Source organism: Nocardia sp. NPDC050406 (assembly GCF_044459025.1).
GTDB lineage: Bacteria > Actinomycetota > Actinomycetes > Mycobacteriales > Mycobacteriaceae > Nocardia.
The window spans coordinates 396,634-420,263 of record NZ_JBITIM010000004.1 but is presented as its reverse complement, the minus strand read 5'-3'; the positions used below and the strand labels follow the sequence as shown (position 1 = coordinate 420,263).

At 67.9% G+C, this 23,630-nt stretch carries 26 protein-coding genes; 14 read left to right on the top strand and 12 right to left on the bottom strand.

Features of this window, described 5'->3' with window-relative positions; all coding sequences use genetic code 11:
* Positions 1–11: 11 nt before the first annotated feature.
* Positions 12–887 carry an NAD(P)-dependent oxidoreductase gene (locus ACIBH2_RS30670; protein ID WP_397123800.1) on the bottom strand — a complete coding sequence of 292 codons (876 nt, stop codon included), beginning with the start codon at positions 885–887 and terminating at the stop codon, positions 12–14.
* A 174-nt stretch (positions 888–1,061) separates the two neighbouring features.
* Here ACIBH2_RS30670 and ACIBH2_RS30665 point away from each other — a divergent pair, with 174 nt between their 5' ends.
* Entirely contained in the window at positions 1,062–1,385 is a 324-nt protein-coding gene (locus ACIBH2_RS30665) for a winged helix-turn-helix transcriptional regulator (RefSeq protein ID WP_397124289.1), read from the top strand.
* Positions 1,386–1,393: 8 nt separating this feature from the next.
* On the opposite strand, the gene ACIBH2_RS30660 is transcribed toward ACIBH2_RS30665, so the two are convergent.
* Entirely contained in the window at positions 1,394–2,629 is a 1,236-nt protein-coding gene (locus ACIBH2_RS30660) for a glycerate kinase (RefSeq protein ID WP_397123798.1), read from the bottom strand.
* Between the two features lie 144 nt (positions 2,630–2,773).
* Between ACIBH2_RS30660 and ACIBH2_RS30655 the strand changes: the two genes are divergently transcribed.
* Entirely contained in the window at positions 2,774–3,106 is a 333-nt protein-coding gene (locus ACIBH2_RS30655) for a GNAT family N-acetyltransferase (RefSeq protein ID WP_397123797.1), read from the top strand.
* Between the two features lie 16 nt (positions 3,107–3,122).
* On the opposite strand, the gene ACIBH2_RS30650 is transcribed toward ACIBH2_RS30655, so the two are convergent.
* Positions 3,123–3,884, bottom strand: coding sequence for a lysophospholipid acyltransferase family protein (locus ACIBH2_RS30650; RefSeq protein ID WP_397123795.1), 762 nt, complete (start codon positions 3,882–3,884; stop codon positions 3,123–3,125).
* 118 nt (positions 3,885–4,002) lie between these two features.
* Here ACIBH2_RS30650 and ACIBH2_RS30645 point away from each other — a divergent pair, with 118 nt between their 5' ends.
* Genes ACIBH2_RS30645 through ACIBH2_RS30635 form a run of 3 tightly spaced genes read left to right on the top strand, consistent with a single transcriptional unit; the run spans position 4,003 to position 5,890 of the window.
* A complete protein-coding gene (locus ACIBH2_RS30645; RefSeq protein ID WP_397123793.1) occupies positions 4,003–4,617 on the top strand; it encodes a YqgE/AlgH family protein in 615 nt (204 codons plus the stop codon).
* A gap of 50 nt (positions 4,618–4,667) precedes the next feature.
* Positions 4,668–5,174, top strand: coding sequence for a sigma-70 family RNA polymerase sigma factor (locus ACIBH2_RS30640; protein WP_397123791.1), 507 nt, complete (start codon positions 4,668–4,670; stop codon positions 5,172–5,174).
* Positions 5,171–5,890: an anti-sigma factor family protein gene (locus ACIBH2_RS30635; RefSeq protein ID WP_397123789.1), complete on the top strand. Its 720-nt coding sequence runs from the start codon at positions 5,171–5,173 to the stop codon at positions 5,888–5,890. The genes ACIBH2_RS30640 and ACIBH2_RS30635 overlap by 4 nt, the downstream gene beginning before the upstream one ends.
* A gap of 62 nt (positions 5,891–5,952) precedes the next feature.
* Here ACIBH2_RS30635 and ACIBH2_RS30630 read toward each other — a convergent pair whose 3' ends face one another.
* From ACIBH2_RS30630 to ACIBH2_RS30620, 3 genes are all read right to left on the bottom strand, one after another.
* Entirely contained in the window at positions 5,953–6,723 is a 771-nt protein-coding gene (locus tag ACIBH2_RS30630; RefSeq protein WP_397123787.1) for an ABC transporter permease, read from the bottom strand.
* Complete coding sequence (locus tag ACIBH2_RS30625; protein WP_397123785.1) at positions 6,723–7,673, bottom strand: ATP-binding cassette domain-containing protein; 951 nt, start codon at positions 7,671–7,673, stop codon at positions 6,723–6,725. Before ACIBH2_RS30625 ends, ACIBH2_RS30630 begins: the two co-directional genes overlap by 1 nt.
* A gap of 118 nt (positions 7,674–7,791) precedes the next feature.
* Positions 7,792–8,307, bottom strand: a complete 516-nt coding sequence (locus tag ACIBH2_RS30620) for an EXLDI protein (protein ID WP_397123783.1) — start codon at positions 8,305–8,307, stop codon at positions 7,792–7,794.
* A gap of 146 nt (positions 8,308–8,453) precedes the next feature.
* On the opposite strand from ACIBH2_RS30620, the gene ACIBH2_RS30615 reads away from it, so the two are divergent.
* Genes ACIBH2_RS30615 through ACIBH2_RS30600 form a run of 4 tightly spaced genes read left to right on the top strand, consistent with a single transcriptional unit; the run spans position 8,454 to position 12,993 of the window.
* Complete coding sequence (locus ACIBH2_RS30615) at positions 8,454–10,172, top strand: thiamine pyrophosphate-binding protein (RefSeq protein WP_397123781.1); 1,719 nt, start codon at positions 8,454–8,456, stop codon at positions 10,170–10,172.
* Positions 10,169–10,825 (top strand): SRPBCC family protein, encoded by a 657-nt coding sequence (locus tag ACIBH2_RS30610; protein WP_397123779.1) that lies wholly within the window; start codon positions 10,169–10,171, stop codon positions 10,823–10,825. Before ACIBH2_RS30615 ends, ACIBH2_RS30610 begins: the two co-directional genes overlap by 4 nt.
* A 9-nt stretch (positions 10,826–10,834) precedes the next feature.
* Entirely contained in the window at positions 10,835–11,872 is a 1,038-nt protein-coding gene (locus ACIBH2_RS30605) for a 3-oxoacyl-ACP synthase III family protein (RefSeq protein WP_397123777.1), read from the top strand.
* On the top strand, positions 11,869–12,993 hold the full coding sequence (locus ACIBH2_RS30600; RefSeq protein WP_397123775.1) for an aminotransferase class I/II-fold pyridoxal phosphate-dependent enzyme: 1,125 nt from the start codon (positions 11,869–11,871) through the stop codon (positions 12,991–12,993). The genes ACIBH2_RS30605 and ACIBH2_RS30600 overlap by 4 nt, the downstream gene beginning before the upstream one ends.
* Here the strand turns inward: ACIBH2_RS30600 and ACIBH2_RS30595 are convergent.
* On the bottom strand, positions 12,944–13,912 hold the full coding sequence (locus ACIBH2_RS30595) for a bile acid:sodium symporter family protein (RefSeq protein ID WP_397123772.1): 969 nt from the start codon (positions 13,910–13,912) through the stop codon (positions 12,944–12,946). The genes ACIBH2_RS30600 and ACIBH2_RS30595 overlap by 50 nt on opposite strands.
* Before the next feature lie 107 nt (positions 13,913–14,019).
* Here ACIBH2_RS30595 and ACIBH2_RS30590 point away from each other — a divergent pair, with 107 nt between their 5' ends.
* The 3 genes from ACIBH2_RS30590 to ACIBH2_RS30580 are packed head-to-tail and all read left to right on the top strand — an operon-like array spanning position 14,020 to position 15,210.
* Positions 14,020–14,316, top strand: a complete 297-nt coding sequence (locus tag ACIBH2_RS30590) for a hypothetical protein (RefSeq protein WP_397123770.1) — start codon at positions 14,020–14,022, stop codon at positions 14,314–14,316.
* A gap of 26 nt (positions 14,317–14,342) precedes the next feature.
* Positions 14,343–14,750, top strand: coding sequence for a cupin domain-containing protein (locus tag ACIBH2_RS30585; protein WP_397123768.1), 408 nt, complete (start codon positions 14,343–14,345; stop codon positions 14,748–14,750).
* Positions 14,751–14,778: 28 nt separating this feature from the next.
* A complete protein-coding gene (locus ACIBH2_RS30580) occupies positions 14,779–15,210 on the top strand; it encodes a GNAT family N-acetyltransferase (protein WP_397123766.1) in 432 nt (143 codons plus the stop codon).
* A 1-nt stretch (position 15,211) separates the two neighbouring features.
* On the opposite strand, the gene ACIBH2_RS30575 is transcribed toward ACIBH2_RS30580, so the two are convergent.
* A complete protein-coding gene (locus tag ACIBH2_RS30575; RefSeq protein ID WP_397123764.1) occupies positions 15,212–15,622 on the bottom strand; it encodes an SdpI family protein in 411 nt (136 codons plus the stop codon).
* 110 nt (positions 15,623–15,732) lie between these two features.
* On the opposite strand from ACIBH2_RS30575, the gene leuS reads away from it, so the two are divergent.
* The gene (gene leuS, locus ACIBH2_RS30570; protein WP_397123762.1) at positions 15,733–18,600 is read left to right on the top strand and encodes a leucine--tRNA ligase; all 2,868 of its coding nucleotides are present in this window, start codon (positions 15,733–15,735) and stop codon (positions 18,598–18,600) included.
* On the opposite strand, the gene ACIBH2_RS30565 is transcribed toward leuS, so the two are convergent.
* The 4 genes from ACIBH2_RS30565 to ACIBH2_RS30550 form a co-directional block, all read right to left on the bottom strand.
* Positions 18,601–19,404, bottom strand: coding sequence for a polysaccharide deacetylase family protein (locus ACIBH2_RS30565; protein ID WP_397123760.1), 804 nt, complete (start codon positions 19,402–19,404; stop codon positions 18,601–18,603).
* Between the two features lie 123 nt (positions 19,405–19,527).
* Positions 19,528–20,499, bottom strand: coding sequence for a diiron oxygenase (locus tag ACIBH2_RS30560; protein WP_397124287.1), 972 nt, complete (start codon positions 20,497–20,499; stop codon positions 19,528–19,530).
* Between the two features lie 138 nt (positions 20,500–20,637).
* Positions 20,638–21,342, bottom strand: a complete 705-nt coding sequence (locus ACIBH2_RS30555; RefSeq protein ID WP_397123758.1) for a TetR/AcrR family transcriptional regulator — start codon at positions 21,340–21,342, stop codon at positions 20,638–20,640.
* Positions 21,343–21,375: 33 nt separating this feature from the next.
* On the bottom strand, positions 21,376–22,062 hold the full coding sequence (locus ACIBH2_RS30550; RefSeq protein WP_397123756.1) for an SDR family oxidoreductase: 687 nt from the start codon (positions 22,060–22,062) through the stop codon (positions 21,376–21,378).
* Between the two features lie 180 nt (positions 22,063–22,242).
* Here ACIBH2_RS30550 and ACIBH2_RS30545 point away from each other — a divergent pair, with 180 nt between their 5' ends.
* The gene (locus tag ACIBH2_RS30545) at positions 22,243–23,580 is read left to right on the top strand and encodes an MGH1-like glycoside hydrolase domain-containing protein (RefSeq protein WP_397123755.1); all 1,338 of its coding nucleotides are present in this window, start codon (positions 22,243–22,245) and stop codon (positions 23,578–23,580) included.
* Positions 23,581–23,630 lie beyond the last annotated feature (50 nt).

The following is a 23,630-nucleotide window of genomic DNA, read 5'->3' as shown; positions in this document are numbered from 1 at the left end:
TCCTTCGTATTTCAGCGCTGCTCGTTGCGGATGATCTCGAAGGTCGAGACCGGCTTGCCCGCCTGCTCGCTGGCGGCGATCGCCTTGCGCCAGTACGACTGCGCGAGATGGGAGATCGACGCGTCCACGCCCACCTCTTCGCTGGCGTCGATGATGTGCTGCGCACCGGCGTCCATCATCTTCAAGCTGGCCAGGTCGGCCCAGCCGCCCGCCTGGTTGGCGACCGAGAACTCCTGCATGAAATACGGGAAGGCCTCACTCGAGCGCACCGCGAACGGAACGAACTGCGCGATATCGCTGCCCGAGCGCGCGATCATCGCCGTGGCCTGGTCGAAGGCCAGCAGCCAGGGGTGGAAGATGGTGAGCAGGGCCTGGTAGAACACCTGCGCCAAGCCGTCGTCCTCGCCCAGGTACTCCTGCGGGCTCAACGGCCGCAGCAGTTCGGCGTGCGCGTCGAAGACCTCGCGCGGGCCGCTGTAGAAGATGTAGGAAGCGGGGTGCTCGATATTGTCGCCCGCCGACATGACGCCGCCCGAAATGAACTGCGCCCCATGCGATCGCACCCACTTCGCGCCCTCGCGGGCCTTCTCCGGGGAATCGGAGGAGAGGTTGGCGATGACCTTGCCGGGCAGCTGGTCGAGGGCCTGGCCGAGCACGTCGTACATGGCCGCGTAGTGGGTGAGGCTGAGCACGACGACCTCGTTGGCCGCGAGCGCCTCGGCGACGGTCGCCGCGCGCTTGGCCCCGAGCTCGACCATGGCGTCGACCTTCGGCTGGCTGCGGTTCCACACGGTCACCTCGACACCCGCCTTCAGGAAGGCGCGGACCATGGACTGACCCATCGGGCCCAGGCCGATGACGGATACGGAACGCTGCTGCTGAGACATGGTTTTCCCCTTCGGAATTCGTGCTGTCGTTTCGGTCTCGTCACCGATGGTGCTCCCGCCGACTAGGCTCGGGAAGACCGCACGTTCGAGTGGGGTTGCTTACCTCGAGGTTCGAAATCTGGTCAGGAGGACGCGGTGCGATCCAATGGTGACGCGGATCACGACATCTGCGGCATGTCGGTGGCCATCGACGTGGTCGGCGGCAAATGGAAGCTGCATCTGATGTGGGTGCTCGGCGAGGGCCCCGTGCGGTTCGGCCAGATCCGCCGCCTGCTGGACGGGGTGAGCGAGAAGGTGCTGGCCGAGAACCTCCGGCAGCTGGAGGCCGTCGGCATCGTGCACCGCGAGATCTTCCCGGAGGTGCCGCCGCGCGTGGAGTACTCGCTCACGCCGCTCGGGCAGACCCTCAACGAGGCGCTGCGCCCGCTCGAGGAGTGGGGCGACCGCCACCGTAACGAACTGCTCTGCGATCCTCGTACGCTGACCGCCGCGTCCTGACCCGCCCTTCAGGGACGGCGAAGACCGTCCGCGCCGATGCGTTCGCCGACCCGGCGCAGCAGATCGGCGGCATTGGCGATACAGCGCTCCGGATTGGGCTCCAGATCCGAAAGCGCTTGTGCGGCGGCGAAACCGGCGGCGCGCACCTGCGCCGCGGAGAGTTGGATGCGGCCCGCCACGGCCAAGACCGGAATACCGGCCGCCCGGGCGGCGGCGCAGACGCCCATGGGAGCCTTGCCGTGCAGGCTCTGGGTGTCGAGTGAACCCTCGCCGGTGACCACCAGATCGGCCGCCGCCAGATGGGCGGGGAAATCGATGAGTTCGAGCACCACCTCGATGCCCGGACGCGGGGTCGCGCCGAGCACGGCCATCGCACCGAAACCGGTGCCCCCGGCGGCCCCGGCCCCGGGTCTGTCGGCCTGTTCGGGCGCGATCAGGCGCGCCCAGTTCTCCAGTGCCGCTTCGAGAATCACCTGATCGTCCGCGCTCGCCCCCTTCTGCGGGGCATAGACGGCCACCGCGCCGTTCGGCCCGAGCAGTGGATTGGTCACATCGGAAGCGAGGGTGATGCGCGCGTGCTCCAAGGCCGGGTGCAGACCCGATCTGTCGACCTGGGCCGCGTACAGCAGTGCCGCGCCACCGCGCGGCGACGCGTCGCCGCGTACGCCCCGCGCCCGGCCCCGGCTCACACCCGCGCGATGCGCGACCTCGCGCCGTCCGGCACGGTCCTCGGATTCCCTTCCGCCGCTGGGCAATTCCACCCCGGCGTCGTCGAGAATGCGCAGGCCGAGGGCTTGCAGCATGCCCGCGCCGCCGTCGGTGGAGGCACTGCCCCCGACGCCGAGCACGATATCGCGGGCGCCTCGGTCCAGGGCGTGCGCGATGACCACGCCCAGGCCGTAGGTGCTGGCGTGCAGCGGATCCCATTGCCCGCCCAGCAGTTTCGACAGCCCGACCACGGCGGCCAGTTCGATGACGGCGGTATCGCCGCGACGGGCGTAGACGGTGGGGGTGGCGCGGCCGGTCGGGCCGGGAGCCTCGAGGGAGATGCGGTCCCAGCCCGCGGCGAGGAAGGCGTCGACGGTGCCGTCACCGCCGTCGGCCACCGGCAGCCGCACCACCTGCGTCCGGGGCGCCGAGCGGGCGATGCCCTCGGCGAGCGCGGCCGCCACTTCGGCGGCCGTGAGCGAACCCTTGAACTTGTCGGGGGCGAGTACCACCCGGCGGGGACCCTGCTGCGTCACCACCCCAGTCTGCTGCAAGCGGCGGCCGAGAGCGCGCTCGCGGTCCGAGCCGACGCGGACAATCCACACAACAGCGACACGCCCGACGAACCCCTCTGGGCGATCCGGGCAAAGCGAGCACCCCGCACCCGATAGCGTCGCAGCATGTCGAGTGAGTCGAATGAGCCGATCGAAGTCCGCAAGAACGCCGCGCTGGATCGCTTCGAACTGCTGGTCGACGGACAGGTGGCCGGACTCGCCGCCTACCAGGACACCGCCAACGAGCGCGCGTTCGTCCACACCGAGATCTATCCCCAATTCGAAGGGCAGGGCTACGGCCGCAAACTCGTGCAGGCGGCGCTCGACGCCACCCGCGACGAGGGCTACGGCATCATGCCGTTGTGCCCGATGGTCCGCCACTTCGTCGAATCCCGCCCGGCGTACCTGGCGCTGGTTCCGCTCTGGTCCCGGGAAAGACTGGGCCTACCGCAGAACTGACCTGCCGGGCACCGCCTCAGTACGCGGCGACCGCTCCGTTCAAGGCGAGCTGCAGGTCGTCCTTGACCAGGCGCGCGATCTCCGCGGGCCGAGCCGGAAGCTCCGGAATCGGGACGCCGAAGTAGAAACTGGCCGCCTTGGCCTCTTCCTTGGTGGGCTCCACCGTGGGATCCGGGCGCGGCCCGTAGCTCAGGCCCAGCGAGACCAGCGCGGGCTTCGCCCCCGATTTCATGGCGCGGAAGGCGATATGGCCGATGCCGCTGCCCACCGACTGCACCTGGGTCGGGTCCACCGTGTTGCAGGTGCCCTCCGGGAACACCGCCACGCCGTCACCGCGCCGCAGCCGCTCGGCGCAGATGTCGATCATGCGCTGCCCGGCGGCGTTCACCGCGCGCAGACCGTGGTCCTTGCCTCGGAAGACCGGGATACCGCCCATCATGTCGATGCGGCGGCGCTGCTTGGGCTCGACGAACAGCTCATCCTTGGCCAACACCCGGGTCCGCCCGATCACCGGCCGCAGCGCGCTGTTCCAGGCCGCCGAGGCCACGGTGTAGGGATCCGATTGCGAGAGATGGTTGATCGAGATGAGCAGCGGAACCCGCCGGGAGATCAATTCCCGAAGGCTTTCCCGCGCCCCTGGCGCATATGTGACGCGCGCCTGGTAGCGCCGCGCGAGCAGTGCGTACGCCGCCCAGGCCTGCCACCGATTCTGCTGATGTTCGAGGTAGAAGTCGTACACCGCGTCGCTGTTCTCGAGGACCACCTCGGGACGTTCCATGAAGTCACCCTATCCACCCCCGCAATACCGGCGCGACCGGTGAACATCAACCGCTCGGCAACCCCTGTGGCACAAACAAACAGAGCCAATTCCGGCCCGCCGGTGCGATGATGGCTCAGTGGCACGCGCAGATGAACACGGCGACCGTTCTCGACGCGAATCCCGGCACGAGGAACAGGTGGTACGGCCGGGCACGTTGTTGGTGTCCGCGACCGACCTGGTGGAACCGTCGTTCCGGCGCACCGTCGTGTACATCATCGAGCACAACGACGCGGGCAGTCTGGGCGTGGTGTTGAACCGCCCGAGCGATACCGCCGTGGTGGATGTGCTGCCGAATTGGGCCGAAGCGGCCGCGCCGCCCCAGGCGCTCTACATCGGCGGCCCGGTGAAACGCGATGCCGCACTGTGTCTGGCGTTGGTGAAGGTCGGCGTCTCCTTCGACGAGGTGGCGGGGCTGCGCCGCGTGGACGGGCGCGTGGCGCTGGTGGATCTGGATGCCGATGCCGAGCGGATCACGCCGCTGGTGGAGGGTCTGCGCGTCTTCGCGGGGTACGCGGGCTGGACCTTCGGGCAGCTGGAGGGGGAATTGGAACGCGGCGACTGGATCGTGTTGTCGGCATTGCCGTCGGACCCGATCGCGGGGCGCGGGGACCTGTGGGCGCAGGTGCTGCGCCGTCAGCCGCTGCCGCTGTCACTGCTGGCGACCCACCCCATCGAGGTGGAGCGCAACTGATCTGAACCTCGGCACGGCCTGTGTCGTGGAGGGTGCGGGAGGTGAATCCGATGCCCGATGACCAGGCCGACCTGCTGAAGGTTCTCGTCGACGAGCACGCGACGGCACTGTGGCGCTACACCTACGGCCTGGTCGGTGATCCGGGCCGAGCCGAGGACATCGTGCAGGAGACGCTGCTGCGCGCCTGGCAGCGACCCGCGGTGCTGGACCAGTCCGCCCATTCGGCACGGGCCTGGCTGTTCACGGTGGCCAGACATCTCGCGGTGGACGATCACCGCAGCGCCCGCAATCGCCGCGAATTCCGCACCGACCACCCACCCGAACAACCGGTCGCCGATCAGACCGACCGCGCCCTGGACGGCTGGCTGGTGGCCGATGCCCTGGCGCGGCTGAGCGGTGACCACCGTGCTGTCATCGTGCGCGCCTACTACCGGGGGCTGTCGACCCATCAGATCGCCGCGGAGCTCGATATCCCGGAGGGCACGGTGAAATCCCGTATGCACTACGGCATGCGGGCCCTACGGCTGGCGCTACAGGAGATGGGGGTGACCAAGTGACGGAGACGACGGCGGGGCGGGAACACTGCGCCGCCTACGACACCTGGGACGGCCCGTACGTCCTCGGCGCACTCACCCGCGAACAGCGCCGCGAGTACGAGGAGCATCTGGCCGAGTGCGCGCGCTGCCGCGCGGCGGTGACGGAGCTGGCGGGGCTGCCCGGACTGCTCGCCCTGGTGGATGCCGAGACCGCGGAATCGATCGCGCGGGAAGCGTCGTCGGAGGGGGTGCCGCCGCCGCCCGAGCGGCTGCTGTCGCGGGTCGCGGAGCGCACCGTTCGGCAGCGACGGCGCTCGCGAGGCTATGCGATCGCCGCGGCGGTGGCGGCGGCCGCGGCGGCGGTGGCGATCGCGGTGCCCGTGACAGCCGCTGTCGCACACCGTGATCCGGTGGCCGTAACGCAGGTCGTCGCCGAGGGACCGCTGCAACCGCGCACCGCCACCCCGATCGTCGCGACCTTCGAACTGCTCGCGGTGAATGGTGAATCCCGGGTGGATATGTGGTGTAGCTACCCGCCGAGCGAGTACGTCTACTCCTGGGAGCTGTCGCTGTGGGTGGTGCGCGCCGACGGCACCCAGTCGAAGCTGGCGGACTGGACCGCGGAGCCGGGGTACGAATTCACCCCGGACGGCACCACCTCGGTGCCGCCGGATCAGTTGCGCGCCATCGAGGTTCGCAACGCGGCCGGTCAGGTGCTGCTCTCCGCGACGCTGTAGCGGCACTTCTCGACCACACGACAACGGTGCGCCCCTGTCGGACGCACCGCTTCGCGCACGATTCAGCCGTTGACCTTGCGCTTGAAAGTCGTAGCGGCCCACAGGTATCCGCCCAGACCGATGACCAGGATCCAGCCCAGGGCCAGCCAGCCGTTGTTGCCGATCTCGGTGCCCATGAGCAGGCCGCGAATGGTCTCGGCGATGGGGCTGAAGGGCTGGTACTCGGCGAATTGCTTCACACCGGTGGGCATGGTGTCGGTGGGCACCAGGCCACTGCCCAGGAAGGGCAGCATGATGATCGGCATGGGCAGATTGGAGGCGCTCTCCGGATTCTGCGCGACCAGGCCGAAGGCCGCGCCCAGCCAGTTCAGGGCGAGCACCGTCACGCCGATGAGGCCGAAGGCGGCCAGCCACTCCAGCACGGTGGCGTCGTGCGAACGGAAGCCGATGAGCACCGCCACCAGCGTCATGACCGAGACGCCGAGCATGCCTTGCACCCAGGTGCCGGAGACCTGGCCGGTCAGCATGGAGGTCTGCGAAATGTGCATGGTGCGAAAGCGATTGACGATGCCCTGGGTCATATCCATGGCCACCGACACCGAGATGCCCGCGACCAGGTAGGCCGGAATCATCAACATCATGCCCGGGGTGAGGTAGTTGATGTACTTCTCACCGCCGGTGGCGGATTCGAGCGCACCGCCGAAGATGTAGTTGAACAACAGCAGCAGGCCGACCGGCATGACCAGCATGCTGATGGTCAGGGCCGGATAGCGCTTGGCGCGCAGCATATTCCGGCGGAACATGGTCGCCGAATCGGCGAATGCGGTGGACATTACACGTTCTCCTTCGCGTAGCCGCCGGTGAGGGCGAGGAAGACATCGTCGAGATCGGGGGTGTGCACGGAGAGCCCTTCGGCCTCCACGCCGATCTCGTCGAGGCGGTCGAGCACCTCGCGCACGGACTTGACCGCCCCGTCGCTGGGGATGGCCAGGGTCAGGTCGCCGTCGATCTGCGCGGCGGACCCGAATGCCCGTGCGGCGGCGTCGAAGTGGTCGCGTTCGGCGAAATCGAGCTTGATGTAGCCGCCGGGGACCAGGCGCTTGAGTTGCGCGGCGGTGCCCTGGGCCACGATGCGGCCCTGGTAGAGCACGGCGATCTGGTCGGCCAGCTGATCGGCCTCCTCCAGGTACTGCGTGGTGAGGAAGATGGTGACGCCGCCCGCCACCAGATCGCGGATGATGTCCCACATGACCCGGCGGCTGCGCGGGTCGAGGCCGACGGTGGGCTCGTCGAGGAAGATGATGCGCGGGTCGCCGACCAGGGTCATGGCCAGATCCAGGCGGCGGGTCATACCGCCGGAGAAGGTGTTGGCGATCTTGTCCGCGGCCTCCACCAGGTCGAAGCGCTCCAACAGCACCTCGGCGACGCGGGCGCTCTCACCGCGCGGCATATGGTGCAGATCGCCCATGAGGATGAGGTTTTCGCGGGCGGTGAGCAATTCGTCGACCGCGGAGAACTGTCCGGTCACACCGATGGCGGAGCGCACGCCCTCGGGCGCGTCGCCGAGATCGTAACCGCCAACGACGATTTCGCCGCCGTCGGCGCGCAGCAGCGTGGACAGGATCTGCACGGTGGTGGTCTTGCCCGCGCCGTTCGGACCGAGTAGCGAGAAGATCGTGCCCTCGGGGACCTCGAGGTCGATGCGATCGAGCACGACCTGTTCCCCGAAGGATTTGCACAGCCCGCGGACCGATATGGCCGGGGCGCGGTATCCGGTGTTCATGGGTTCCTCTCATCAATGGGTGCTAATGAATGCATGAGTCAGCTAGGCCGTGACAGCCCGGTGGGCCGGTCAAGGTTTTTCAATCTATGAATTCAGTTGTGGGGCAGGGTGGTTCGAGCTAGATATCGAGGTCTTCCACCGGCGGGCGCTCCGCGATATCGGCTACCCGCTGAAAGAGAACGTCGGGCATCTTGCCCTTCAGTTCGCCGAGGGTGTCGACGATGGTGAGGTTGTAGTCACCCCAGCTCGGATCGCCGATGCCCAGCATCTTGCGCCAGTTGGTGACGTCCTTGAGCCAGTTGGTCTCGCTGACGTACTCGTCCCAGTTGGCGAAGTGCTCGTGCAGCACGAATTTGCCCTTGCGGCTGCGGTATACGCGAATGTGTTCCTGGCGGGAGTCGGTCCAGTCGCGGTGTTCACCGAGCAGTGCGCCGGAGAACCGGACCTGGCGGACACCGTTGTGGCCGACGGGGAGGACAATCTCCTCGAAGCCCTCCTGGCGGCCCTCCTCCAGTTCGATGTATCGACGCAGCGCCGTCACGATCGCACCGGACAGATTGCCGCCGACCAGCTCCTGAGCGCGCGTGAACAGCGTCAGGTCGTCATCGGATACGTAGATCGTCTTGTTCGGCATGACTTCACTATACGTAGACGTATACGTACACACAAGCTCGGGTTTCCCTCGCGCACGATTGAACCGGTCACGGGCCGATTCCGTATCTCCCTGCACACGCGGCAAGGCCGCGGCATGCGGCGGTTCGGGCGGCGAAGGGAGCGTGTATGCGCGACGGAACGCGGGTGGTCGACCACCTGATCGAGGCGGTCGCGGCACTGGGCGTGCGACATCTGTTCGGCGTCGACGGCGCGAATATCGAGGACGTCTACGACGCGGTCTTCGACTACAACGCCGCCCACCAGGGCGAACAGCTCACCGCCGTGGTCGCCAAGCACGAGTTCTCCGCCGCCACTATGGCCGATGGTTGCGCCCGCTCCACGGCCGGACTCGGCGTGGTCATGGCCACCTCGGGCGGCGGCGCGGTGAATCTGGTGGCCGGACTGGCCGAATCCTTCGCCGCCCGGGTCCCGGTGCTGGCGATCGTCGGGCAGCCCCCGACGGTCCTGGAGGGCAAAGGCGCCTTCCAGGACTCGAGCGGTCGTGCGGGGGCCTTCGACGCGGTGCGGCTCTTCACGCCGATCACCCGCTACTGCGCGCGCGTCGAGTCCCCCGCCGACCTGCCCGCGCGCCTGCACGAGGCGGCCGCGGCCGCGCTGGGCGGTGGACCGGCGGTGTTGTTGCTGCCCAAGGACATTCAGCAGGCCGAACTGACCGACGCCCCGGTGTTCCGGCCGCCCGCGCGGCGACATCGCACCGACGACTACGGTTTGGCGCGGGTCCGGCGCGCGCTGCACCAGGCGCGGGCCACCGGCAAGATCGTGATCATCGCGGGTGATCAGGTCGCGCGCGATGACGCACGTGTCGAATTGGCGAGGCTCGCAACCCTTCTCGACGCCGCGGTTGGGGTCGGTCCGGAGGCCAAGGATGTCTACGACCACGACGCGCCCGGCTACTGCGGCGTCGCCGGAAGTATGGGCCATCCCGAACTGCTCGACGCCGTGCACCGGGCCGCGCTGTGCCTGCTGATCGGCACGCGCATGCCGGTCACCTCTCGCGCCGGGATGGAGGCCGCGTTGGGGGCGATCCCCGTGGCCAGTATCGGAGCCGAGACCCCGTTCGTCCCCGGCCTGCACGCCCACAGCACCGACCTGGCCACCGCGCTCACCGGCCTGTGCGAGGCATTGCCCTGCGGCCCAGCGGAATCCACGGATTCGATGTCCGCCACTCGATCCGAGCGCACGCCGCTCACCGTGCTGGAGGTGCCGCCCTCGGACGGGCCCGGGCTGCGGTACCGCGAGATCGTGGAGATCGTCAATTCCGTTGTGCCGGAAGGCTCCGACGTCTTCGCCGATGCGGGCAACACCGGCGCGTCGGTGGTGCACCACCTGCGGGTGCCGAGGGGCGGGCGCTTCACCGTCGCGCTCGGTATGGGCGGGATGGGTTACGCGTTCGGGGCCGGAATCGGTTCGGCCTTCGCCCGTCGGCGGCGGGCGGACGGTCGAGTGCGGCGCACCTTCGTCATCGCCGGGGACGGCGCGTTCCTCATGCACGGCCTGGAGGTGCACACCGCGATCGAGTACCGGCTGCCCGTCACCTTCCTGGTGTTCAACAACAACGCGCACGCCATGTGCGTGTCGCGCGAGCAGCTGTTCTATGGGGATCGCTACAGCTACAACCGTTTTCGGCCCGCGCACCCGGCCGCGGGCATGGCCGCCATGTTCCCGGGCCTGTGCGCCCACTCCCCCGCCACACGTACCGAACTCGCCGCGGCGCTGCGGCATTGCGTCGATACCGAGGGGCCGTCGTTCGTCGCCGTGGATTGCGATCCGGACGAGCTCCCCCCGTTCACCCCGTTCCTGACCGCGCCGAGGAGGCTCCCGTGACCACATTCCTGCCCGCACTCAGCGATATTCCGGAGGAGGTGGTGCCCGGAGTGCTGCGGATCGAGAATTCCGACCGGGAGGAGACCACCCCGATCATCATGGACATGCTGCGGTCGGTGTATCCGCACGATCAGATCTTCGGGCAGTTCTGTCCGGTCCAGGACTACATCGCCGCGCCACCGCGCGAGGTGTACGAATACCTTGCCGACACTCGATGTCTGGAGGAGTGGACCTACAGTCTGCGCGGCTTCGTGGAGACGGACGAGCCGGGACTGTGGGAGTCCTACGACCGGCTCGGACCCAATACCAAGATCTACACGCGCACCGTGGCCAATCCCGACGCCATGACGGTGGATTACCACTGCGCGTGGGATCAGGGCGAACACCTGTGGATGGTCTACCTGCTGCGCGTCGTCGACGCTCAGACGGTTCTGCACAAGCCGGGATCGGTGGTGCTGTGGACGAATTGCCACCATCCGTTCTACGACGAGAACCCCTATCCCGAGACCGCGCCGCCGGGCCGCAAGGTGTGGGTCGGCGACTTCTGGGAGATGTTCTCCGCCGGACACCGGCTCGAAATGGACAACCTCAAGGCGATCTGCGAATACCGCGCCGAACACGGCTTGCCGATCAAGCCCGACTGGATGATGTGAGGCACCGCAATGGATTTCACCGATCCCGCGCTCGCGCTGCCACCGGTCAGCCTGGTGGATGTGGCGAGCTACCTGCCCGGCGAACCCGTCGGCACCGAGTACTTCACGCGCTACTCGCGCTCGGACCGCATGGCCAAGAACGTCATGTTCCGCTCCCCGACCACCCGCCATCACCGACAGCGCGACGAGACCGCGGTGGATATGGTCGAGCGTGCCGTGCAGCCGCTGATCGAACGCCATGGCAGCGATGTCCTGTCGGGTATCGACGTCCTGCTCACCCATACCCAACTGCCGGACAATCCGGTGCTCGGCGCGGGACCGGAGGTGGCGCGACGGCTGGGGATGAAACCGGCGCACGTGATCGATGTGCACAATGGCGGCTGCGCGGCATTCGTGCACATGATGGCGCTGGCGCGAACCATATTGCGCGGCACCGCCGCCCGCACCGCGCTCATCGCGGTCACGCAGAACTGCGCCGGGCCGGTGTTCACCCAGTCCGAGATTCGCGGACTGGCCCAGGCGCCGGTCCCGGGCGACGGCTGCGGCGTCGGTTTGCTCGTCAAGAACAATTCCGCGCCCATCCTGGACATCGAATGCCGCACCTATCCCGAATTCGCCGGGGATATGGACTTTTCCACCGGCTCGGAGCGCAAGTACTGGGAGCCCGGCGCGGGTCAGGGCTGTGTGAGCTTCACCGAATCCAAGGTCACCAAGGTCTTCGCGCGCGGTAACCGCCTCGTGCCGGAGGTGGCCATGGCGGTATGCGACCGCATCGGCGTGCGCAGCGGCGAGATCGACACCTTCGTCACCAACCAGCCCAACCGACTGTTCCTGCGCAATTGGCGCGATGCGCTGGAACTGCCCGCACAGCGCCATCCCGACACCTTCGACCGGTGTGGAAATCTGTTCGGCGCGGCGATTCCCGTGACCCTCGACGCGGAACAGCGCGCCGGGCGGTTGACGCCGGGTTCGGTGGTGCTCATGGCGGCCTTCGCCCACGCCGGTGATTTCGCCGGGGCGGCGGCCGTGCGCTGGGGCGCGGTATGAGCGTGCTGCTGCCGCATCCGGAGCGGTCGTCACCCGAATGGGGGCGCGGCGCGCACGCGCCGGTGCGCTACGACCTGAGCCTCAGCGAGAACCCGTTCACGCCACTGCCTTCGGTGGTGCGCGCCTTGGAACGGACGCTGCCGCAGGCGAATCGGTATCCGGAGTTCGAGCCGCGGCGACTGCCCCGGCTCATCGCCGACCACGTGGGTGTGCGACCCGACGAGGTGGTGGTGGGCGCGGGCGCGACCGGAGTGGCCATGCAGATCATGCAGACCGTGGCCGCGCCCGGCGACCAGATGGTGTTCGCCACGCCCACCTTCGACGGCTATCCGATCATGGCGGCCATGACGCGGCTGGAACCCGTTGCGGTACCGCTGGATTCATCGGGCTGCCAGCAGCTGTGGGCCATGGCGCGGGCGGTGAGCGAGCGCACCGGACTGCTCGCGGTGTGCCGCCCGCACAATCCCACGGGCACCGTGGCCTCGGCCAGTGAGCTGAAGGCGTTTCTGCACGAGGTTCCGGCCCGGGTGCCGATCGTGCTCGACGAGGCGTACGCCGAATTCCTCGGCGCGAACGAGACTCTCGATACCGTCGAGCTGATCCGGCGGCATTCGAATGTGCTCGTCCTGCGCACCTTCTCCAAGGCGTACGGACTGGCCGGACTGCGCATCGGCTACGCGTTCGGCGCCGAGGAACTGGTGCGCCGGGTACGGCGGCTGCAATTGCCGTTCGGCGTACCAGCCAGTGCCGCGGCGGCGGTGGCGGCCTGCTACGCGGCCGAAACCGAACTGGCGGAACGGATTCTGCGCATCACGACCGAACGGGAGATGCTGCGGGCATCGCTGCGCCGCATCGGCATCCGAGTACCGCGCGGGCGTGGGAACTTTCTGTATCTCCCCGGCGACCAGGTGTCGGCGGCCTTGGGGCAGGCGGGAATCGCCGCCAAGACCTATCCGGACGGCAGTGCCCGTATCGCCGTGGGCGATTCGCGCGCCGGGCGGGCGGTACTGCGCGCACTGAGCCGCGACACGTCGCTATCGCATCGGCCCCGCGACGAGGGTCCGCGCTCGCTCACGGCGCGGTCCTGGCCCAGCGCTGAGCCAATGCGGCACACACGATGAGCTGCACCTGGTGAAAGATCATGAGCGGCAGCACGATCAGGCCGATCGGCGCGCCCGCGAACAGCACGGTGGCCATGGGCAGCCCCGTGGCCAGGCTCTTCTTCGAACCGCAGAACACCACCACGATGCGGTCGGCCCGGTCGAAGCGCAGCAGATCGGCGCAGAAGCCCGAGGCCGCCAACACGATGACGAGGATGAAGCAGCACACCGCGACCAGGCCGAGAATCCGCCACGGCGACATGGCATGCCAGATGCCCTCCACCATGCCCGCGCTGAACGCGCTGTACACGACCAGCAGAATGGAGCCGCGATCCACCAGTTTGGTCGATTCCGCGTGCCGCGCCATGAATCCGAAGATCTTGGGCCGCAAGAGCTGACCGGCGAGGAACGGCACCAGCAGTTGCAGCACGATATCCACGATGGCGGAGAGATCGACCTCGGCCTGCCCGGTGGTGTTCATCAACAGGATCACCAGTGCGGGAGTGAGGAAGACGCCCAATAGGTTCGACAGCGTGGCGCTCACGATCGCGCCCGCCACATTGCCCTTGGCGATCGAGGTGAACGCGATCGAGGACTGCACGGTCGACGGCACCAGCGTGAGAAAGAGCAGCCCGGTGTAGAGATCCTCGGTGAGCACCTGCGGCACCAATACGTGCGCGGCCAGGCCGAGCAGCGGGAACAAGACGAATGTGCAGGCCAATACCGTCAGGTGTAGTCGCCAGTGGGTGAGACCGGCGACCGCCTCGCGGGGCGCGAGACGCGCGCCGTACAGGAAGAACAGCAATGCGATGGCTATCTTCGTCAGCCAGCTCACGATCTCCGCGCCCTCGCCTCGAGCCGGAAAAACACTGGCTATGACGACGACCGCGAGAATCGACAGAATGAACCCGTCGATATAGAACTTGCTGAGAAATCGCACCAGTAGAGACTAGTCGCGGCGGCCCGCACGGGTTTGAACCAATGCGTGAGTGCTAATTTCAATATGAGTTAGCTGGAGAGTCCTGACCGTTTCGAAAGGAATGTTCCATGACCACCGCTCACGCAGTTCACGACGCCCACGAGCATGTACACGGTGCCGATTGCGGGCACGTTGCCATTCCGCACGGCGACCACACCGACTACGCCCACGACGGGCATCTGCACCGCGCCCACGACGGCCACTACGACGAATGCGAACCCACCGAGCACGTCACCCACGAGGGTCACGACCACGTGCACGGCGAGGGCTGCGGCCACCAGGCCGTCCAGCACGGTGACCACGTGGACTACATCCACGACGGCCACCGCCACGCCGCCCACGACGGGCATTACGACGACCACTGAGACCGCGCCCGCCGGATGCGACTGGAATGATGCTCGACGTGGCGTTCTTCCGGCGTGAACCACGGCGCGGCTATCGCGCGAATCCGGCCCCCGCGACGGGTACCGCCAGTCGGGTCCTGGCCCGACTGACCGTCGCGGGGCGCGAATTCGTCTTGCGGCGAACCATTGTCGAACCCGGCGGGCAGAGTGGCTGGCACTATCACGACGGCACCCTGATCGTCCTGGTGACCGGCGGCGATCTCGATCATCCCGGGCTGGACTGCGTTCCCGTCACCCATCGCCGCGGGCGGATCTTCCGGGAACCCAGCGGCCGCGACCACGCGCATCTGGCGCGCAATCTCGGCTCGAGACCGGTGACCTTGACCGTGCTGTACGTCAATCCGCAGGGCAGTCCGCTCTCGCGCGGCATCGCACCCCCGGCCTGTGCGCGATGACCGGACTCGCCTGCGGCATGCTGAGCTCATGATCGAAATCGTCACCGTCACCACCGAGGAGGAGCGGTCCGAGGCGTACTCGGTGCGCACGCGGGTCTTCGTGGACGAGCAGGGTGTACCGGCCGAGATCGAGATCGACGAACTGGATTCCACCGCCGACCACTTCCTCGCCCGCCTCGACGGACAGGCGGTGGGGGCCGGGCGGCTGGTGGCGCAGGATGGGCGCGGTGTGCTCGGGCGGCTGGCGGTGCTGGACACCGCGCGCGGCACCGGACTGGGCGCGCTGCTGGTGCGGGCCATCGAGGAGCGGGCCCGCGAACGCGGTCTCACCCGCATCGAACTGCATGCCCAGACCCAGGCACAGGGGTTCTACGAGCGGCTCGGCTACCAGGCCTTCGGGGAACCCGATTGGGAGGACGCGGGTATCGAGCACATCTGGATGCGCAAGCGGCTGGAGTGACTCAGCGCGCGGCGGGTTCGCAGGCGTCGCGCAGCGAGCACGAGCCGCAGGCACTGCCGCAGCCGCCGATCTCCTCGGCCGGGGCCAGGCCCGCGATGGCCTGCGCGGCGGCATTCGCGCCCGCGCCCAGGGTGAGGAAGCCAATGCCGAGGGCCACGATCGGGGCCACGACGGCGGCGATGCCACTGGCCGCCACGGCCACCACGCCGCCCGCGGCGAGCAGCAGGCCCGCACCGATCGAGGTGGGGGCGGCCACCCGGTTGGCGAGGACGAACGCCTCTTCCGAGCGCAGCGCCTCCTCGGTATGGACGCCGAAGTAACGGTTGCCGGGCAGCTTGCCGGTCAGCCCGAGCACCCCGGTGACGACGGCAATGGCCGCCAGCACGAACAGGATCAACGCCACAACGAACACTCATGCAGAGTAGCCGATGGACTGTACACCCCTTTTGGGTGTAGGGATGGGCACGCTTTACCCTGGTGAGCGACGTTTATCGGGGATCGGCGAGACCAGAAGGCAGGATCGTGCAGGACACTCGTGCAACCGACACCACCGGCACCATCGAGTCCGGGAGCAGCGACGTGCCCGCACACCGCTACAACGCCGACCTCGCTGGCCGGGTCGAGAAGAAGTGGCAGCGGAACTGGACCGAGCGCGGCACGTTCTTCGCGCCCAATCCGGTCGGTCCGCTGGCGGGCGATGTCCCGGCGGACAAGCTGTTCATCCAGGACATGTTCCCGTACCCGTCCGGCGCGGGCCTGCACGTCGGCCACCCGCTGGGCTACATCGCCACCGACGTGTTCGCGCGCTTCCATCGCATGCGCGGCCGAAATGTGCTTCACGCCTTGGGATATGACGCCTTCGGCCTGCCCGCCGAACAGTACGCGGTGCAGACCGGCGCGCATCCCCGCGTGACCACCGAATCGAATATCGCCACCATGCAGCGGCAGCTGGACCGCCTGGGTCTGGGCCACGACCGGCGACGCTCCTTCGCCACCACCGATCCCGAGTACTACAAGTGGACGCAGTGGATCTTCCTGCGCATCTACAATGCCTGGTACGACGAGGGTTTGGGCAAGGCGCGCCCGATCGAGGAGCTGATCGCCGAATTCGAATCCGGTAAGCGCTCGGCCAACGGCCGCGGCTGGGCGGAGATGGGCACCGCCGAACGCAATGCCCTGATCGACTCGTATCGCCTGGTCTACCAGACCGATTCGATGGTCAACTGGTGCCCGGGTCTGGGCACGGTGCTGTCCAACGAGGAGGTCACCGCCGACGGCCGCAGCGAGCGCGGCAACTTCCCGGTCTTCCGCAAGCGCCTGTGGCAGTGGATGATGCGCATCACCGCCTACTCCGATCGCCTGGTCGACGACCTGGACGAGCTGGACTGGCCGGAGAACGTGAAGGCCATGCAGCGCAACTGGATCGGGCGCTCGCGCGGTGCGCAGGTGAAGTTCGAGGCCGGGGTGGACACCATCGAGGTCTTCACCACCCGCCCCGACACCCTGTTCGGCGCGACCTACGTGGTGCTGGCCCCCGAACACGAACTGGTGGACCGCCTGACCGCCGCCGCGTACCCGGCGAATGTCGACGCGCGCTGGACCTTCGACTCCGAGACCCCGGCGGAAGCCGTTGCGGCGTACCGCAAGTCGATTGCCGCCAAGTCGGATCTGGAGCGCCAGGAGAACAAGGTCAAGACCGGCGTCTTCCTGGGCGCCTACGCCACCAACCCGGTGAACGGCGCGCGCGTGCCGATCTTCATCGCCGACTACGTGCTGAGCGGCTACGGCACCGGCGCGATCATGGCGGTGCCCGGCCACGATCAGCGCGACTGGGAGTTCGCCACCGCCTTCGGCCTGCCGATCGTGGAGGTCATCGCGGGCGGCGACATCTCGGAGAGCGCGTACTCCGGCGACGGCGTGCTGGTGAACTCGAATCACCTGGACGGCATGGGCATCGAGGCCGCCAAGGCCGCCATCATCGAGCAGCTGGAGTCCGACGGGCACGGCAAGGGCACGGTGCAGTACAAGCTGCGCGACTGGCTGTTCGCCCGCCAGCGCTACTGGGGCGAGCCCTTCCCGATCGTGTACGACGAGGACGGCGCACCGCACGCGCTGCCGGAATCCATGCTGCCGGTGCGGCTGCCGGAGATCGAGGACTTCGCGCCGGTCACCTTCGACCCCGACGACGCGAGCTCCGAACCGTCCCCGCCGCTGGCCAAGGCCACCGACTGGGTGCACGTGGAGCTGGATCTGGGCGACGGCCCGAAGAAGTACCGCCGCGACACCAATGTCATGCCCAACTGGGCGGGCAGCTCCTGGTATCAGCTGCGCTACGCCGACCCGACCAATTCCGAGGCCTTCTGCGCACCGGAGAACGAGCGGTACTGGCTGGGACCGCGCACCGCCGAACACGGGCCGAAGGATCCGGGCGGCGTGGATCTGTACGTCGGCGGCGTGGAGCACGCGGTGCTGCATCTGCTGTACGCGCGGTTCTGGCAGAAGGTGCTGTTCGATCTGGGCGATGTGAGCGGCTCCGAGCCGTACCGCCGCCTGTTCAACCAGGGCTACATCCAGGCCTACGCCTACACCGACGAGCGCGGGGCCTACATTCCGGCCGCCGAGGTGGTGGAGCGGGACGGAAAGTTCTTCTGGACCAACGACTCCGGGACCGAGATCGAGGTCTTCCAGGAGTACGGCAAGATCGGCAAATCGCTGAAGAACGCCATCTCCCCCGATGAGATGTGCGATCTGTACGGTGCCGACACCTTCCGTTTCTACGAGATGTCCATGGGTCCCCTGGACACCTCGCGGCCTTGGGCGACAAAGGATGTCGTCGGCGCGCACCGCTTCCTGCAGCGCGTGTGGCGGCTGATCGTGGACGAGGAGACCGGCGCCGTGCGCGTCACCGACGCCGAACCGTCCACCGACACACTGCGTCTGCTGCACAAGACCATCGCGGGCGTGGACGACGACTACGCCAATCTGCGCGACAACACCGCGGGCGCGAAGCTGATCGAGCTGACCAACCACCTGACCAAGCACTACCCCGAGGGCACGCCCCGCACCGTCGCGGAGCCGCTGGTGCTGATGCTGGCCCCCATGTCCCCCCACATCGCCGAGGAGCTGTGGGAACGCCTGGGCCACACCGCCTCCCTGGCGCACGGTCCGTTCCCGGTCGCGGATCCCGCACTGCTGGTGGCGGATTCGGTCGAGTACCCGATTCAGATCAACGGCAAGGTCCGCTCCCGCGTCTCGGTGCCCGCCGACGCCGACCAGAACGCGGTGGGCGACGCCGCGCTGGCCGACCCGAAGGTGGCGGAACTGTTGGGCGGCAAGGAACCCCGCAAGGTGATCGTGGTCCCGGGCCGCCTGGTGAATATCGTCGCCTGACTACACCGGCGGGATCAGTACGTCGTCGAGCGTGACCATGGACAGGTTGCGCTCGCGAACGATGTCGACGAGTTGTCCGTAGCAGCGGGTGACCGGCGCGAAATTGGCATGGCCGATCACGATCGTCTGCGGGTTGAAGTAGCGGTGCGCGCATTCGATCAGATACTGCTCGGTTATCAGACCGGAGTCCGACAGCGAGCCGTACCACATGACCGGGACGGTGTAGCCGAGGTCCGCGGCCACCCTGTCGACGGCGGCATCGTGTCGGCCGAAGGGCGGACGATAGTAGGGCGTGCCGTCCACGCCGAAGTTGTCGCGCAGGAAGGTCTTCGCCTGGTTCAGCTGGGCGGCGACCCCGGAGGCGGAGAGCTTGGTCAGATCCGCGTGATCCCAGGTGTGATTGCCCAACTGGATCTGACCGGATTCCACCAAGGGCCGCAAGGCATCCCGGTGGATGGTCCACGAGTCGTAGTACGCCGTCACGAAGAAGGTGAACCGCGCACCGGTGGTCTTGGCGAACTCGATGTACGCCCCGACCACCTCGGGGCTCGCCCCGTCGTCGACGGTGAGCGCCATACTTCTGCCCGGCCCTGGCAACGCGGTGATGGTGCCCGCGGGGATGGCGGTCTTGGGCCCCGTCGGCGGCGCGGGCAGCGATGGGACGGGCGCGGCCGATGGGCCCACCGCCCCCTCGGCATTGCGCGGACCGGCATCGACCACGTCGCTCTGCGCTGTCGTACAGCCCGTCAGAGCCACCGCCGTACCCGCCGTGAGCAGGCCCAACAGCTGCCGTCTGTCCATCATCGACGTGCTCCCCTCCGCTCACTCCTGCCGTCCCTCGCGCGATCTCACCGTTATAACCGTCTTCGGTGAATCCGTCGCGAACGCCGCGCGGCCGAGGCGAGATTTCAGCCCGGGGCCAGGCGGTCAGTGGCCGCGGGCTGGTTCGCTGCGGAAGCGGGACGGGTTGCCGTCGATGCGGCACAGCTTCCACAGCACCCGGGCGATGGGATTCATGAGCTTCAGCTCCTCGGCGAGCATGCGCACGTCGGCGAAGGAGTCCCGCAGGGTCTTTCGCCCCTGCGGACTGCCCCAGAAGACATCGCGGACCACCGAGTGCGGGACGTCGCAGTCGGTGCGGAACCGGGCTGTGGGCACCGCGATGAGGTCGCAGATGATGCGCATGGTGGGCGCGAAGACCAGGGACAGGACGAATCGCTTCAGCCGACCGGCCCGGGGGACATGGTGTTCCAGGTACTGGTGGGCGAAGCTGATGTGCCGGGCTTCTTCGGCGACGTGAATCGTCATGACGCGCTCCAGCATCGGATGGGTGCGGTCGCCCGCGCGCAGCACGCTCTTCTGGGCGTGGTCGATGGGTTCCTCACCCGCGAGGACCATGACGAAGAACCATTCGGGGAAGAACGAGGCGAGGAAGGGCACCAGCGGCCCCACCACGCGCACCCACGGCCGCATGCCGGGGACGTCGACGCCGATCCGGTCGACCACCTCCTGGAACATCATGGTGTGGTTGCACTCTTCGATGGCTTCGTGTGTGCAGTAACGGAATTCGGGTGAACCGTTGGGTACCCGGAAGACGTACTGCATGAGGCCGCGGATGAGGATGTTCTCGAATTGCAGGCCGACCTTGGCCACATTGGCCTGCCGCCACATGCCGATGGCGATCTGCCGCTCGCGGGGCAGCGCCTGATACCAGGGGTGGCCGCCGAAGGGGTCGGTGGGCGGCAGAATCCAGCGGTCGTCATCGGTCCGCACCGCGAAATCCGGGTCGTCCCAAGCGATATCGACGTACGGATCGAAACGCCGATGTACGGAGCCGTCCGACAGCGTGGCCAGTGCGTCCGAATAGTCGTCCAGAGTGGTGGATTCCTGCACCGCAATCTCCCTAGTTCGGCGATCGCGACATGGTGTCGCGCTCACTTCTCGAACGTACAGACGCGCGCACGACGAAGCAAGGGTGATCGCGACACAATGTCGCGCACGGCGGGAAATGTGCGAAAGCCGCCGGTCGGAGGCGCGCTACAGCGCGCGGGCGGGCGGATCGGCCATCAGGTCGGCGATCGGCCGGTCCGGATCGATGACGTAACCGCGGGCGCGAGCGTGGCCGTCGAACATGAACCAGATGGAATCGGTGAGCAGGCGCGTCACCTCCGCGGCATCCACACCGGGGGGCCGGGTGTCGAGCCAGCGCGTCACCACGCCGTCGACCAGCGACACCACCCCGAAGGACGCCACGTCGATACCGGGGTGGGTCTCCCCGACCACACCGGCCGCCAGCGTGAACAGATCGGCGATACGTTGTGCGACAGCGGCTTTGGTGCCCACGACGACCGCCTTGCCCGCCGCGTCCGCGCTGCCGGGCCCGCGCTCGATCCAGGCGTGCAGCCGGGCGTGGTCGGACACCCAGCCCACGTAGGTGGCGACTATGCGAAAGATGGTGCCGCGCAGGCTCTCCGCGGGATCGAAGGTCGGCATCACCATATCGATCACGCGCTCGACGGCGAATTCGCGCGTCTTGGCGTCGAGCTCTTTGCGATCGGCGAAGTGGCGGTAGATGACCGACCGTTTCACCCCGGCTCGGTCGGCTATGAGCGCGAGCGCGATCTCCTCGCCCGCGTCGGCTTCCTCGATGAGTTCGATGGTGGCCGTGATGATGGCGCGACGGCGCTCGGCATTGTGATCGCCCCAGCGACCACCCGAGACCTCCGCCCTGTCCACCACCATGGACACCAGCATTCCACCCCGGTCCGGGGGAGTTCAGCGGGGGATCGGGCGCAGGACGATCTCGGTGGGGTGGGCGTCGCGCGGGGTTTCGATGGCATTGCGCACCGCTCGCGCCACCGTCGACGCCTTCAGGAATTCGCGCGGATCGTAATCGCGGCCCTCGTTGGCGATCAGTTCCTGCTGCATCTCGGTGTCGATGCGGCCGGGGTGCACGGAGGTCACGCGCAGGGCCGTTTCCTCCAGTCGCAGGGCGTCGGCGAACGCGCGCAGGCCGAATTTGCTGGCCGCGTACGAGGCCCATCCGGCGTTGGCACGCAGGCCCGCACCCGAATTGATCAGCACCACATGGCCGTTGGCGGCGCGCAGGGCGGGCAACAGCTGGCGGGTCAGCTCCGCGACCGCGATCAGGTTGGCTTCCAAGGTGTTCCGCCACTGCGCCACCGAGGAATCGGCTATGGTGCCCAGGTCGGCGACCCCGGCATTGTGGACGAGTACGTCCACACGCTCGATGGATTCCGTCGCACGGGCCACCGCCTCGTAGTCGGTCAGCTCCACCGGAAACGCGGTCGCCTCGGGCAGCTCACCGAGAATCGATTCGAGCGAGCGCTCGCCGCGAGCGCCCAGCAGCAGCTGATGGGTGGGCGCGAGTTCGCGGGCGATGGCGGCACCGAGCCCACGGCTGGCACCGGTGATCAAGGCTGTCGGTCGGGTGGTTGCCATGCGTCCACCGTAACGGGGCTGGACGCGAGCCGATGATTCCGATGCCTGTGTGGACGTGTCCCGCTGAACCGAAAAAGGCCAACAAGGGTGCAATCCTCCGAACCGGATCCCGCTCCGGATCACATCGCCGAAGCAGCCTCCCATCGCGCATACCTGCCGGTGCCGTCGCAGAATAGGGCGATGACACACCCGGGTTTCACGCCCACCCAGCTCGCGGCCCGCGCCGCCTATCTGCTGCGCGGCAACGACCTGGGCACCATGACCACCGCCGCGCCGAAGCTGTATCCACACATGTGGAGCTGGGATGCCGCCTTCGTGGCGGTCGGCCTGGCCCCGCTGAGTGTGGAGCGGGCCGTGGTCGAACTCGACACGCTGCTGTCGGCCCAGTGGCGCAACGGCATGATTCCGCACATCGTCTTCGCCAACGGCGTGGACGGATACTTCCCGGGCCCGGCCCGCTGGGAATGTCGCAGACTCGCCGCCGACGCGCCCGACGGCCCGGATACCTCGGGCATCACCCAGCCGCCCGTGCACGCCATCGCGGTGCAGCGGATTCTGGACCACTCCCGCCGCCACGGCCGCAGCACCCGCGCGGTGGCCGAGGACTTCCTGCACCGGCGCTGGCCCGATCTCATGCGCTGGCACCGCTGGCTGGCCTACGCCCGCGACCTGAAACAGCACGGCCGCATCACCATCTATCACGGGTGGGAATCCGGGATGGACAATTCGCCGCGCTGGGACCGCGCGTACCAGAACGTGATTCCCGGTGATCTGCCGTCGTACGAACGCGCGGACCTGCAAGTGGTGGGCGATCCGTCGCAGCGGCCCTCCGATCGCGAATACGACCGCTACATGTGGCTCGTCGAGCAGATGCGCCGCGCCAGCTACGACGACTACCAACTCGCCTCGACCATGAGCTTCGCGGTGGAGGACGTGTTCGTCACCGCCATTTTCGCGCTGGCCTGCGAGGTGCTGGCCAATATCGGCGAGGAGCACCGTCTGCCCAATGCCGATGTGCGCGAACTCTACGAATGGGCGGACTACTTCCGGGCCGGTGTCATCGCCACCACGGACGCGCGCAGCGGGGTGGCCAAGGATTTCGATGTGCGGGCCGACCGGTGGATCGAGACCGAGACCCTCGCGGTCTTCGCGCCCCTACTGTGCGGCGGACTGACCCGCGATGCCGAACGGCGGCTGCTGCGCCTGTTCGAGGGTCCGCGCTACTGCGGCCACCCGGATCTGCGCTACGCCCTGCCGCCCTCGACCTCGCCGGTGGCCAAGGACTTTCGGCCGCGCGAGTACTGGCGCGGGCCGGTGTGGCCGGTGATGAGCTGGCTGTTCTCCTGGGTCTTCGCGCGGCGCGGCTGGGCCGAGCGCTCCTTCATGCTGCGCGCGGAGGGCCTGCGCCAGGCCAGCGACGGCACCTTCGCGGAGTACTACGAACCGTTCACCGGGGAGGCGCTGGGCAGTATGCAACAGTCGTGGACGGCGGCCTCGGTGCTCGACTGGCTGGGTTGAGCACCTTTCGGCGACTTCGTAGCGAACACCACAGTCGAGGTTCCATGAGG